This is a genomic window from Streptococcus rubneri, from assembly GCF_004785935.1.
GTDB lineage: Bacteria > Bacillota > Bacilli > Lactobacillales > Streptococcaceae > Streptococcus > Streptococcus rubneri.
The window spans coordinates 1-12709 of the sequence record NZ_SRRP01000002.1; the positions used below are offsets into that span (position 1 = coordinate 1).

Here is a 12709-nt window from a genome sequence, read left to right on the forward strand (position 1 = left end):
TACACCTGTACCCATGCCGAACACAGCAGTTAAGCCCTAGAACGCCGGAAGTAGTTGGGGGTTGCCCCCTGTGAGATATGGTAGTCGCTTAGCAAGATTGAGTCTAGAGGAATCTAGGCTCATTTGGGAGTTTAGCTCAGCTAAGGAGAACGTAAGTTCGACTTTGTCGCAGCTGACGTAAGTCAGTGCACGACAGGGATCCAGTGAGTTAAACGACCATATGGGAGTTTAGCTCAGCTGGGAGAGCATCTGCCTTACAAGCAGAGGGTCAGCGGTTCGATCCCGTTAACTCCCATTTTTTAAGCGGGTGTAGTTTAGTGGTAAAACTACAGCCTTCCAAGCTGTTGTCGCGAGTTCGATTCTCGTCACCCGCTTTGAACAGTTGTTCATTACCAAGTTTTCGAACTTGGGCGCGTAGCTCAGGTGGTTAGAGCGCACGCCTGATAAGCGTGAGGTCGGTGGTTCGAGTCCACTCGTGCCCATTTTATAAATTATGGTCCGTTGGTCAAGGGGTTAAGACACCGCCTTTTCACGGCGGTAACACGGGTTCGAATCCCGTACGGACTATATTATATTGGAGGATTACCCAAGTCCGGCTGAAGGGAACGGTCTTGAAAACCGTCAGGCGTGTAAAAGCGTGCGTGGGTTCGAATCCCACATCCTCCTTAATAGTAGCGCGGGATGGAGCAGCTCGGTAGCTCGTCGGGCTCATAACCCGAAGGTCGTAGGTTCAAATCCTGCTCCCGCAATATTTGGCTCGGTAGCTCAGTTGGTAGAGCAATGGATTGAAGCTCCATGTGTCGGCGGTTCGATTCCGTCTCGCGCCATAATTTAATAATTTCGGAAGGGTAGCGAAGAGGCTAAACGCGGCGGACTGTAAATCCGCTCCTTCGGGTTCGGGGGTTCGAATCCCTCCCCTTCCATCCTTTACGGGCATAGTTTAAAGGTAGAACTAAGGTCTCCAAAACCTTCAGTGTGGGTTCAATTCCTACTGCCCGTGTATAAGAATATGGCGGGTGTGGTGAAGTGGTTAACACACCAGATTGTGGCTCTGGCATGCGTGGGTTCGATCCCCATCACTCGCCTATTTTATTTTATATTATTGGGGTATAGCCAAGCGGTAAGGCAAGGGACTTTGACTCCCTCATGCGTTGGTTCGAATCCAGCTACCCCAGTTATACTTTGCCGGCGTGGCGGAATTGGCAGACGCGCTGGACTCAAAATCCAGTGTCCATTAGGACGTGCCGGTTCGACCCCGGCCGCCGGTATAGTATTAAAGACAAGGTTTTCGCACCTTGTCTTTTTCTTTTATTTGTTGAATTTGTAACGCTGAGTTACTTAAAATTACTAGTTTTATAACAAATCATCTAATTTATCCGCTAATTGTGGTATAATTGTTACATAATATGTTTTGATCTTGGAACGAACGGCACATTTGTTTCAAGATTTTTTATTTTGTCGAATCCTACCTCCTTTATTAAAATTTTTTAAATCGACTACTAGTTACATACGCTTTTACCTCCTTTTATGCTATAATATTCTCAATGGAATATTTAATCTCAAAATAAATATTCCTTATGGAATAATTCTATTTTATACCGTTTAGAATATTTTGTCAAGCTAAAATATACGAATAAGAATATCTATAGGAGAATTATGTATACAGAGGATTATAAATTTTCAGAGAGGTTAAAAACTCTCAGAAAATCAAAAAAGTTAACTCAAGTACAAATATCGGAATTAATTGGAGTTCAACAAGGGACATATTCTCGGTGGGAGAATGGAACGTTAGAACCAGGATTAGAATTCGTTGTGAAATTAGCAAATATCTTTGGGACTACTACAGATTATTTGCTGGGACAAAAACCTTATTCAATTATCAGTAGTTTACCACTAGAACAATTAGATCTTACCAATATTGCAAATTTTTCAAAGGATGAATTTGATATTTTGAAACATTCAATAGCAGTTTCGGTGGCAAGAAATAAAATAAAGGCAACAGAACTAAAAGATAGAGTTATAGAAAAAAATCAGTTGTCAGAAAAAGATGCAGAACTTTTGAATAATATTTTTGAAGAAGTTAAAACTTATTGGGAAAAATAGGAGGACGCTAGTCTTCAAAATTCCCTCCCAAAATGTGTCTAAAATATTGGCGGAATTCCATTAAAGAAAGAACATTTAGAAGTTTCAATAGGTAAAGATTAGTATATTATTGTTGAGTGATTTTATTTTATGAAGGTTGTTTATAGTTGAAAGGTGAAAATAGATGGTCTCTAAACTTGATACAGCTTGGGACTTGTTTCTGGAGGGAAAAACATCAGAAGCTAAAAAGTTGGTTGAACAAGATTTTTCCATTGATACCTGTACAGATTTTAGCCTTTTAAATCTGATGGGGTATTTATTATTGGCAGAAAAAGACTATGCATCGTGTACCCATATCTTTGAGAAATACATTTTATTAGCTCAACAAAATAAAAATAAAGAAAATGAGCACATTGGATTACATCAATTAGCAATGATCTACAGAGAGAAGGGGAATTTTCGTAATGCTTTAAAACTCATTGAAGACGAAGAGAAGATAGTTGAAGAGTATTTTCCAAACGATAATCTAAAGAAAGCTGTGAATAACTACGAACAAGGCTATTTGAGATTTAAATTAAATAACCTTGATGAAGCTCTTACATTCATGAATCTGTCATTGGAACAATCTTTAGAGACAGATGATGTGATTTCTCAAGCTTGTAGCTATAGAGGGCTAGGTGAAATCTATTTAGCCTTGAAAGATACGGAGTTATCCAACAGACATTTCAAACGAGCTATAGAACTTTTCGAAAGTGTTGGAGAGTTTGAAGGGATAAAGGAAATTGAAGAATTGGCCCCTTAAAAGTTTAAAAGATATGAGTTCTGTTAATAAGCAGAGCTCTTTTTTTATTTAGAGTTAAGTTCTTTAAATATTCATTGACCAGACTTATTTTTAGATGTATAATGAGCATGTAAAATATATCACAAAGAATAATATGTAATAAGATTTAATGATTACATCTGATATTTCTCAATTATAGTGTTCTATTATTTAGGAGAGATTTATGATTAATATTTTTAAATATCTTGATAAAAAAACAAAATACCTAACCATTATTGGGGCACTGGCAAATGGGGGTCTCGCTTTGGGGCAACCCTTGGTTGTTGCCAAAGCATTATCGATAGATCAAAATAACCTTACCTATTCTTCTATTTGGAAATTTGCCCTCTTTGGTTTTTCTGTCTATTTCGCTTTGTATAGTCTAATGTTATTTTGTAATCATGCAAATAATGTCTTTCGACGTGAAATTCACATGAATATCCGAACGGCATTGTTTCATAAGTTAATGGAAGACAGAGAATATAGTGAAGATGAAAAGATTACCATGCTGACACAGGATATGGAATTTTTAGGAGATAACTTTTTTGAACGCTATATGTCTATTTCATGTTGGGGATTTGGAGCGCTGATTACGGCGATCTATATCATTGCCCAAAATGTTTTATTGGGTTCTATCTTTGTTTTCTTCACGATCTTACGTCCCATTCCACAATTCTTAATGAATAATAAGCTAAAGAATTCAGGGGATGAAATGTCTCAGGGAAGAACAGCTGTTCATAACCAAATCTCTGATAGTATTCGAGGGGCTCAAACCTTGCGGATGAATCAAGCCTTGCCTGAAAATTCTCAGCGCGTCTGGAATATCAATCTTCGTTATCAACGAGCCATTCAAAAGTTTGCTTTTACCCATAATATTGTTTTCTTTTGTAATGGTTTCATGGTCTTTCTTAGCCAAGTACTCCCCTTGGTATTGGGGTTCTTCCTTGCCATGCATGGTCATCATGTTTCAGTGGCTAGTCTGGTTGCAATGTATATTGCCGCTGGTCAACTGGTAGGTCCTATACAAAATATCATGTATGATGTGGTTGAAGTACAAGGAGCCAAAACAACGGCAGAAAAGATTTTCGGGATTTTAAATCGAGCAGATAATAGTGAATCGGACAATCATTCGATCTCACAAGTAGAAGAAGTAGAAATTTCTCATTTAAGTAAATCTTATAACGGTAGAGAGATTATACGCGATCTTAATCTAGCCATTCAACAAGGGGAAAAAGTTCTCATCAAAGGTCCAAGTGGCTGTGGGAAATCAACCCTCTTTCGAATGATCACAGGGGAAGAAAAGGCGGATGATGGGACGATTACTTGTCGGACAAGGGATGGAGCAAAAACAAGTTATTTTATTCGTCAGGTAGGTATCATCAGTCAGCAACCTTTCCTCTTTAATGATACTGTTCGCTACAATCTTAGTTTGGGACAAGAGTTTTCAGATCAAGAATTGGAGACTGTTTTGAGACAGGTCAAACTCGACCATGAACTAACTGATGGACTTGATTTTGTAATCACTAATAACGGAGAAAATATTTCAGGCGGACAACGAGTCCGGATTGAACTAGCCCGCTTCCTTCTTCGTAAAAAGGATATTTTATTAGCAGATGAGGTAACTGCAGCTCTTGACGTAGAAAATAGCCAGATGGTTCGAGACTTGATTTTCTCACTACCGATGATGGTGTTAGAAATCGCTCACCATATTGATAATGAAAGTCGATATGATCAAGTCATTGAACTAAGAAAGAATTGATTTTGTAATGAACCCAATATGTTGGATAAATAATTTAAGTTAAGGATTTAGTTCCGTATTGCACAGGGCTAAGTCCTTTTTTCTACCATTTATCAGGTATATCAAGGTATTTGATGAAAAATAATTTGAGTACCATAGTCAAACTAAGGAAATTGTCTTTTTTGTACAAAAAATTATTAAATAATATCTGATGTAGTGTAAACTACTTCACCACTATTTTTTTTGCATTGAGGTTACTATTTGAAGAAGAAAAATGAGTTACCAAAAAGTTACTAAAATTTGAAAAATGAGTCTATTTTGCAAGAATCAAAAGTCCTAAACCCCTATTAAATCAAGGTTATAAGATTTATAAAATGTATTCATAGAACTATACATCCGTATCTTTAACAGGTTACTAAAAAGGTGCTAAATTATGAAAAAAGTCCCATTGTTAGTCTAAGTTGCTAGTATTTTAAAAAGACAAGGTGTTTTATCCTTGTCTTTTTCGTTTTAGTATTGCTTTTGTTTCAATGTCAATAAGTGTGTTCTTTTTGAATCAGTAACTATTCCAATTTATCTATCTTGAAATAAATAAAATCCCTTTGTAATACTATAAAAAATAACTAACAAAGAAATAACTATAAGACTCGGTTGCCAGAAACCTGATATATCTACTAAACTACGGCCTAAAAGTTGGCCAATAAAGCTAACTAGAATTAAAATAATTAAATTGAAAACTACTGATACTAATAAAATTAATACCGAATGTATTATTGCCTCGGCTATACGTATTTTAAAAAGTTGTAATCTTGAAACTCCCAGTGTCTTTAACTGTTTAATGTCCTCAATATCTTTATTAGAAGATAAAATTGTAAGAGAAATAGAACTAGTAATAATCAGAATAATTGGAGCAGACAGATAAGCAATAAAGGAAGCTCTTGCTTCTTGTACACCGTTTGCTGTATTCATGAATGAATACATATTTTGGGTGTAAAGAATAAACCCAGAAATGAGAGTTACTCCCATGCTCATTGAAGTTTGTATACTTTTCAAATAGCTAGGATTGGATAGTAGATCCCAAAAGCCTGTATTGATTACATAGTTTTCAGTTGGAAATATCCTCATTAAAAATTTTATTAGAAACATTTGAATTGATGGAGATAGTGATTGAATAATAAGGATGTGAATAATTAATAAAAATAATATTATGCTTGACTGTGTTGCAATTATTTCTTTGTTTCTGATAAAACCTGCTGAAACAATAAAACCTATACATAGTAACCATAGGAATAAATTAACAGAGATGTTAACAAAACCAGTTATTGTAACTTTTCTTTTTTTCTTTTTTGGTTTTAATATTGATGCTATTTTAAGTATTCGACTTGAATAAAAGTAAGCTCCTATCCCGACAATTGTTGGGACTATAAAAACACTCAATAAAATTGATTGAATGTTGGCTGTAATAACTAAATCAGGTAACTCATCTCTTCCTAATAAATTTTGTAAAAATTTATAGTAACTATCTGCCATGATAAATGAAAGTATTGTACCGATACTACTAACAATCACTGCCATTAAATAAAACTGTCCAGATACTAATAAAGATAGCTGAGTTCTGCTTGCGCCTAAGATAGCCCATAACTGGTAATCCTTTTTAAAGATATCTATTAACAGTCTTATATTATTTGAAATAAGGAAAAATAGAGTAGTCCCTCCAAAAAATATTAGCATTTGAAAAAGTTGTGAAGCGTTAATATTAGCAGTCTTTATTGCACTAGCAATACCAAATAAGGATGTTCCAACAATCAGGCTAGATACAAATAGTAATGGTATTGTTCCTAACCATTGTCTTTTTGAGTACTGAAATTGGTAAATGATTAATTTTAGCATAATAAATCCTCCTCAAATTAATCTTTACTACTTTCAAGTGCTTGGTAGAGCTCATCAGCTGAAGGTTTAATAATTTGTCGAGATATTTTTCCGTCTTTTAAAATGAGTGCTCTGTCAGTTTTTGAAGCCAACTCAATATCATGAGTGACCATAAAAACACATTTTCCTTGACTCGCTAAATTGCGAAGTGTTTCAAAAATAAGTTTTCTTGAGACGCTGTCCAGAGCTCCTGTTGGCTCATCAGCAAAAATAATTTTACTATCAGCTATTATTGCACGAGAAATAGCAACTTTTTGCTGTTCTCCACCTGATAAGGTAGAAACTAATGATGATAGTTCTGCTTTAAAATTCAAACTATCCAACATTTTTTTAACTTTATTGCTATCAACACTCTTTCCTGAAAGTCTCAGAGGAAGTGTAACATTTTCTAGAACAGGTAGAGCGGGTACCAGATTATAATTTTGAAAAATAATTGCAATATCTTGCCTTCTAAATTTAGCAAGTTTCCCTTCTTTTAAAGTGTATGGATTCACACCATTGATAACAACTTCGCCACTTGTTGGTTCAGATAAACTTGATAAACAACTTAATAAAGTAGACTTTCCAGAACCACTGACACCAAGGATTGATACAAATTCCCCATAATTGACAGATAAAGAAACATCTTTCAAAATAGAGACAGTTTTATCTTGTCCTAGTAAAAATTCTTTTGAAAGATTTGTGACTTTAACAGCTAGATTATTAACCATAATAAATCCTCCTGGTCCCAGCGTCATATTTGATTTAATTATACAATATTTTAATTCTGTCAATATCAATAAATGTGTTCTTTTTGGAGTATTCTATATATTCGAGGTAACATTATCATGGTATAGATCAGGAGAGAAGTCCCTCCAAATATGAATATCAGACCTCCGTTTATATCCTTTTGAAATAGATAAGTAAATACAATGGTACCTATCGGCATAATAGACGTATTTAGTGTGAATAAAGTGCTCATCACTCTTCCTAAATAATTTGTTTCAATGCTACTTTGAAGATAGGTCATGACGACAATATTTAGAATAACAAGAGTAAATGCGATAATTCCCATGAATAAACCGCCAACGGAAGAAATAATCACTTGGGTGTTACTAGTTGCAAATGTAATACCCAAACCAATGATAGCGATAGTTAGAAGAAAAAGCGGAATGCGAATTCTATTAGTGAGAAGTGTGTTGTTTTCTTTTTTGTCTGGCAGTAGCGACATAGACACACTGGCTAATAACATTCCAACTGCAGACATTGTTTCTAAGATACCTACTGTTGCATTATCTAAAAAGAGTTGCTCTTTGACTACAAATGGTACTCCAATGCTAATGGAAGTATAGAAAAAATTCAGTACAACACTGACAAGAATAATATATTTGACAATCTGATTTTCTTTTAAAAATCGGATAATTTCTTTAACCCCGTGTTGATGGTTTTCATTCTGTTTGATCTCAGCTTCCTGCCCATCGTGTTCATAGAAGAATTTCATGGTAAGTAAGACACCTAAAGCAAGGAGATTTGCAATGATTTCTATGAGAATAAAGCCTGAGAAGCCTAACCAATTATAAAAAATGACTCCAATAGCTGGAGAAAGCATGGTTGCGATAGCGATGGCGGTTTGTGTAACAGAGCTTAGACGTTGAATTTTTGTATCATTTACTAACTCGTGGATAGAAGCTGAGTAACAAGTATCATTTATGTTAACTGTAATAGAGTGGAGTATGACAAACGGGATTACTAGATATAAGATAGTAGATGAATTCGTTAAAAAATAAAAAGCATAAAACAGAAGAAAAATTATAAGCCTAAAGATAAAATTATAAGTTAAGATCTTTTTATGACGGTATCGGTCTACTAAATTACCGATTGGAACCAAGAAAATCAAACTAACTAAAGGATAGATGATCATATTGATTCCAAAACTCATTGCCGATTTTGTTTGGTCCAGTAACATTAATCCTAAAGCAAAATTAAAAGCTTTTCCACTTAAAGAACTAATAAAACTACTAATAAAGTCTTTGATGATTTGTCTATTAGACATTTGATCACTTATTAAATTTTTAATATTAACCCCTCCATTCGTTTCAACATTGATTCGGTTATCTAATCCCATTCAATGAACCTGAAAGGTAATCAGATTATTAGATAAATCATAATTTTTTTAATTAAGATTTTACCAATTATACTAATAAAAGTATATTAAAAAATGTAGAAAGAGAGTAAATTTTTAAGATTAGTAGTTGTGTTATTTTAACGGCTAATAAATAAAATGATTGTCGCACTGTTTATGGAAGTAGTTATTTAAGAGAGAAAGATGAGTTACTAAAAAGGTGCTAAATTATGAAAAAAGTCCCTTTTTTGTGAAAATCAAAAGCACCAAAAGTCTATTAAATCAATACCTTGCTACTTAAAAAATGCAAGAATGGAACTCAAAATCCAGTGTCCATTAGGACGTGCCGGTTCGACCCCGGCCGCCGGTATAGTATTAAAGACAAGGTTTTCGGACCTTGTCTTTTTCTTTTATTCGTTAAATTGTTAACGTTCAGTTACTAATTTATTACTAATATTTTTGTCATTGTTTTCTGAAAACACTTTGACTATTTTCCTTTACTGTGTTATAATTAACCGGTAAAGTATTTTTGATTAATAGTGAGGTTAAACGTATGAAAGTGGCTAATCAGATTGATGAGTTTTTAAATTCTATTTTACTTATTTCTGAGAATCAGCATGAAGTTTTGATTGGTTCCTGTACGAGTGGTTTTTCTTTAACCAATACGCAAGAGCATATTTTAATGTTACTTTCAAAGGACAATTATTCAAATTCTGAGCTTGCTAAATTACTAAATGTCAGTCAAGCTGCTGTGACCAAAGCAGTTAAACAATTACTTTCTTTTGGCATGCTGGAAGCTTTGAAAGATGAGAATGATGCTCGTATTGTTTTGTATCGGTTAACAGATTTAGGTCGTCCTGTTGCTGAAGAACATTCCCATCATCACGACCATACCTTAGAAGTCTATAATCAGGTATTAAGTAATTTTTCTGAGGATGAACAACTTGTGATTTCCTCTTTTCTTACTCGATTATTGGAGGATCTTCGTTAATGCGTTATATTACTGTTAAAGATCTTTCTTTTTATTATGATCGTGAGCCTGTTCTTGAGGGAGTTAATTACTACTTGGACAGTGGTGAGTTTGTGACGCTGACTGGTGAGAATGGTGCAGCCAAATCTACTTTGATTAAGGCAAGTCTTGGTATTTTGAAACCTAAGATGGGAACTGTTGAAATTTCCAAGGAGAATGTAGCTGGAAAGAAATTACGTATTGCCTATCTTCCGCAACAGATTGCTAGCTTCAATGCAGGTTTTCCCAGTTCTGTTTATGAGTTTGTTAAATCAGGTCGTTATCCTCGCAAAGGATGGTTTCGTCACTTGAATCATCATGATGAGGAACATATTTTAGCTAGTTTAACGGCTGTTGGAATGTTAGAGCATCGAGATAAATCTTTAGGAGCTCTATCAGGTGGTCAGAAGCAACGGGCTGTCATTGCAAGAATGTTTGCGTCAGATCCAGATATTTTTGTGTTGGATGAACCAACTACAGGGATGGATGCTGGTAGCAAGGATGAGTTTTATGAATTGATGCACCATAGTGCCCATCACCACGGAAAGGCTGTTTTAATGATCACGCATGATCCTGAAGAAGTGAGTCATTTTGCCGATCGCAATATCCATTTGGTGAGAAAACAAAATTCTCCATGGCGTTGCTTTAATGTCCATGAGAAAGATGGAGGTGAGGAGCTTGCTTAGTTTATTTCAATATGACTTTATGCAACGGGCCTTGTTAGCGATGGTTGCCATGAGTCTCTTCTCCCCTATCTTAGGTGTATTTTTGATTTTGCGTCGTCAGAGCTTAATGAGTGATACACTGAGCCACGTCTCTCTATCAGGGGTTGCTTTTGGCCTCTTCCTTGGTTTCTCTCCAACTATTTCTACAGTCATTGTGGTCATCATAGCTGCGGTATTTCTAGAGTACTTACGAACAGTCTATAAAGATTTTATGGAAATTGGGACAGCGATTCTCATGTCGACCGGCTTAGCCTTGGCTTTGGTGATCATGAAGGGTGGCGGTAAAAGTTCCATGAGTTTGGACCAGTACCTATTTGGCTCTACCTTGACCATTACGGATGAGCAAGTGCTTGCTTTGTTTATCATTGCAGCCATTGTTTTAGTTTTAACGATTCTCTTTATTCGTCCCATGTATATCCTTACATTTGATGAGGATACAGCTTATGTAGATGGTTTACCCGTGCGTCTCATGTCTATCTTGTTTAATATTGTGACAGGGGTGGCTATTGCCTTGATGATTCCGGCTGCAGGTTCCTTGTTGGTATCTACTATTATGGTCTTACCAGCTAGTATTGCTTTAAAGCTAGGAAAGACCTTCCGTTCGGTTATGCTTCTGGCAGTGGTCATTGGTTTTGTGGGGATGGTCAGTGGTCTCATTCTTTCTTATTACCCGGATACACCGGTTAGTGCGACCATTACTCTCTTATTTGTATCCTTCTTTTTGCTCTCAAATCTTTTTGTTAAATTTAGAAAATAGGTGATCTTATGAAAAAACTTGTATGGCTCGTGTTAGCCTTCTGTAGTCTTCTTTTAGTAGCTTGTAGTGGTGGTCAAAATCAGTCAGGGAAATTGAAAGTCATGACGACTTTCTATCCTGTCTATGAATTTACTAAGCAAGTCGTTGGAGACGAGGGAGATGTGGAGCTCTTGATTGGCTCTGGTTCAGAACCCCATGATTTTGAATTGTCTGCCAAGGGTCGCGCAAAAATCCAAGAGTCAGATGTCTTTGTCTATGAGAACGAGAACATGGAAACTTGGGTGCCTCAGTTGTTGAAATCAATGGATGGCAAGAAAACAAAGGTTGTCAAAGCGACGGAGAATATGCTTCTTTTACCAGGTGGTGAAGAAGAGCATGACCATGAGGGAGGGGAAGAACACCATCATGAGTACGATCCCCATGTCTGGCTTTCTCCACAGAGAGCCATTAAAATGGTGGAAACGATTCGTGATCAACTGGTGAAACAGTACCCAGATAAAAAGGCTAGTTTTACAGCAAATGCAGATGCCTATATTGCCAAGTTGAAAAAATTGGATGACAGCTATACGAAGAGCTTATCTGCAGCGAAACAGAAAAACTTTGTCACTCAACACGCAGCTTTCCGTTATTTGGCCCTGGACTATGGCTTGAATCAAGTCTCTATTTCAGGTTTGTCACCAGATAGTGAACCGTCTGCGACTCGTTTGAGTGAATTGACAGAGTATATCAAGAAGAACGACATCAAGGTCATCTACTTTGAAGAAAATGCTTCTAAATCCTTATCGAAAACCTTATCTGCTGAAACCGGTGTGGATCTAGCTGTTTTGAATCCATTAGAGAGCTTGACAGATGAGCAGATGAAAGATGGTGAAGACTACATCTCTATCATGGGAGCTAACCTCAAATCTTTGGAGTTAACAACGACTCAAGCCGGAAAAGAAATTGCTCCAGAAGAGGAAGAAGACACCAAAACAGTAGCCAATGGCTATTTTGAAGACAGTGCTATTAAGGACCGAACTCTTTCAGACTATGCGGGAGACTGGCAGTCTGTGTATCCTTATCTAAAAGATGGAACCTTGGATCAAGTCTTTGACTACAAAGCTAAACTAACTAAGTCCAAAACAGCTGAGGAGTATAAAGCCTACTACACCACAGGTTATAAAACAGATGTCGAACGGATTGTCATTACAGACAAAACCATGACCTTCTATAAGAATGGCGAAGAGAAGAAGTTCGAATACCGCTATGCTGGGAAGCATACACTAACCTATACAAAAGGGAATCGTGGAGTGCGTTATCTTTTTGAAGCAACTGATCCAAATGCGGGTGAATTCAAGTATGTTCAATTCAGTGACCACCAAATTGCTCCTAATAAGGCAGCTCACTTCCACATTTTCTTCGGTGGGGAAAGTCAAGAGGCTCTTTATAAGGAATTAGAAAATTGGCCTACTTATTACCCAAGTGACTTGACAGGATTTGAAATTGCACAGGAAATGTTAGCCCATTAATCAAATAGAGAAGGAACCAGCTGGTTCCTTTTTTGATAGT

10 protein-coding genes, 12 tRNA genes and 1 rRNA gene are annotated in these 12709 nt (G+C 36.1%); 20 read left to right on the forward strand and 3 right to left on the reverse strand.

Going from position 1 to position 12709, the window contains the following annotated elements:
- The 16 genes from rrf to E5S68_RS08225 all read left to right on the forward strand — a co-directional run.
- Nucleotides 1-93 (forward strand): 5S ribosomal RNA (rrf, locus tag E5S68_RS08150); the annotation flags it as partial.
- A gap of 129 nt (nt 94-222) precedes the next feature.
- Nucleotides 223-295 (forward strand) — tRNA-Val (locus E5S68_RS08155).
- 8 nt (nt 296-303) lie between these two features.
- A tRNA-Gly gene (locus E5S68_RS08160) sits at nt 304-374 on the forward strand.
- Between the two features lie 34 nt (nt 375-408).
- A tRNA-Ile gene (locus tag E5S68_RS08165) sits at nt 409-482 on the forward strand.
- 13 nt (nt 483-495) lie between these two features.
- A tRNA-Glu gene (locus tag E5S68_RS08170) sits at nt 496-567 on the forward strand.
- A 9-nt stretch (nt 568-576) separates the two neighbouring features.
- Nucleotides 577-666, forward strand: a tRNA-Ser gene (locus tag E5S68_RS08175).
- Between the two features lie 9 nt (nt 667-675).
- Nucleotides 676-749 (forward strand) — tRNA-Met (locus E5S68_RS08180).
- Nucleotides 750-754: 5 nt separating this feature from the next.
- A tRNA-Phe gene (locus E5S68_RS08185) sits at nt 755-827 on the forward strand.
- A 15-nt stretch (nt 828-842) separates the two neighbouring features.
- Nucleotides 843-923 (forward strand) — tRNA-Tyr (locus E5S68_RS08190).
- 6 nt (nt 924-929) lie between these two features.
- Nucleotides 930-1000, forward strand: a tRNA-Trp gene (locus tag E5S68_RS08195).
- Nucleotides 1001-1012: 12 nt separating this feature from the next.
- A tRNA-His gene (locus tag E5S68_RS08200) sits at nt 1013-1085 on the forward strand.
- Nucleotides 1086-1103: 18 nt separating this feature from the next.
- Nucleotides 1104-1175: transfer RNA gene (locus tag E5S68_RS08205), tRNA-Gln, on the forward strand.
- Nucleotides 1176-1184: 9 nt separating this feature from the next.
- Nucleotides 1185-1268, forward strand: a tRNA-Leu gene (locus tag E5S68_RS08210).
- A 388-nt stretch (nt 1269-1656) separates the two neighbouring features.
- A complete protein-coding gene (locus E5S68_RS08215; RefSeq protein ID WP_118058156.1) occupies nt 1657-2103 on the forward strand; it encodes a helix-turn-helix transcriptional regulator in 447 nt (148 codons plus the stop codon).
- Between the two features lie 163 nt (nt 2104-2266).
- Complete coding sequence (locus E5S68_RS08220) at nt 2267-2884, forward strand: tetratricopeptide repeat protein (RefSeq protein WP_135783125.1); 618 nt, start codon at nt 2267-2269, stop codon at nt 2882-2884.
- Between the two features lie 202 nt (nt 2885-3086).
- Entirely contained in the window at nt 3087-4661 is a 1575-nt protein-coding gene (locus tag E5S68_RS08225) for an ATP-binding cassette domain-containing protein (protein WP_135783126.1), read from the forward strand.
- Between the two features lie 552 nt (nt 4662-5213).
- Here E5S68_RS08225 and E5S68_RS08230 read toward each other — a convergent pair.
- The 3 genes from E5S68_RS08230 to E5S68_RS08240 all read right to left on the reverse strand — a co-directional run bounded on the left by E5S68_RS08230 (nt 5214) and on the right by E5S68_RS08240 (nt 8601).
- A complete protein-coding gene (locus tag E5S68_RS08230) occupies nt 5214-6530 on the reverse strand; it encodes a beta-carotene 15,15'-monooxygenase (RefSeq protein ID WP_135783127.1) in 1317 nt (438 codons plus the stop codon).
- A 17-nt stretch (nt 6531-6547) separates the two neighbouring features.
- Nucleotides 6548-7279, reverse strand: a complete 732-nt coding sequence (locus E5S68_RS08235; protein ID WP_135783128.1) for an ABC transporter ATP-binding protein — start codon at nt 7277-7279, stop codon at nt 6548-6550.
- Nucleotides 7280-7344: 65 nt separating this feature from the next.
- On the reverse strand, nt 7345-8601 hold the full coding sequence (locus E5S68_RS08240) for an MFS transporter (RefSeq protein ID WP_135783398.1): 1257 nt from the start codon (nt 8599-8601) through the stop codon (nt 7345-7347).
- Nucleotides 8602-9223: 622 nt separating this feature from the next.
- Here E5S68_RS08240 and E5S68_RS08245 point away from each other — a divergent pair.
- From E5S68_RS08245 to E5S68_RS08260, 4 genes are read left to right on the forward strand one after another with little or no spacing between them, the layout of a single operon-like run.
- Nucleotides 9224-9661, forward strand: coding sequence for a zinc-dependent MarR family transcriptional regulator (locus E5S68_RS08245; RefSeq protein ID WP_135783129.1), 438 nt, complete (start codon nt 9224-9226; stop codon nt 9659-9661).
- A complete protein-coding gene (locus E5S68_RS08250; protein WP_135783130.1) occupies nt 9661-10365 on the forward strand; it encodes a metal ABC transporter ATP-binding protein in 705 nt (234 codons plus the stop codon). Before E5S68_RS08245 ends, E5S68_RS08250 begins: the two co-directional genes overlap by 1 nt.
- A complete protein-coding gene (locus tag E5S68_RS08255) occupies nt 10358-11161 on the forward strand; it encodes a metal ABC transporter permease (RefSeq protein WP_125374845.1) in 804 nt (267 codons plus the stop codon). The genes E5S68_RS08250 and E5S68_RS08255 overlap by 8 nt, the downstream gene beginning before the upstream one ends.
- Before the next feature lie 8 nt (nt 11162-11169).
- Nucleotides 11170-12669, forward strand: a complete 1500-nt coding sequence (locus E5S68_RS08260) for a zinc ABC transporter substrate-binding protein AdcA (protein WP_135783131.1) — start codon at nt 11170-11172, stop codon at nt 12667-12669.
- Nucleotides 12670-12709: the final 40 nt, after the last annotated feature.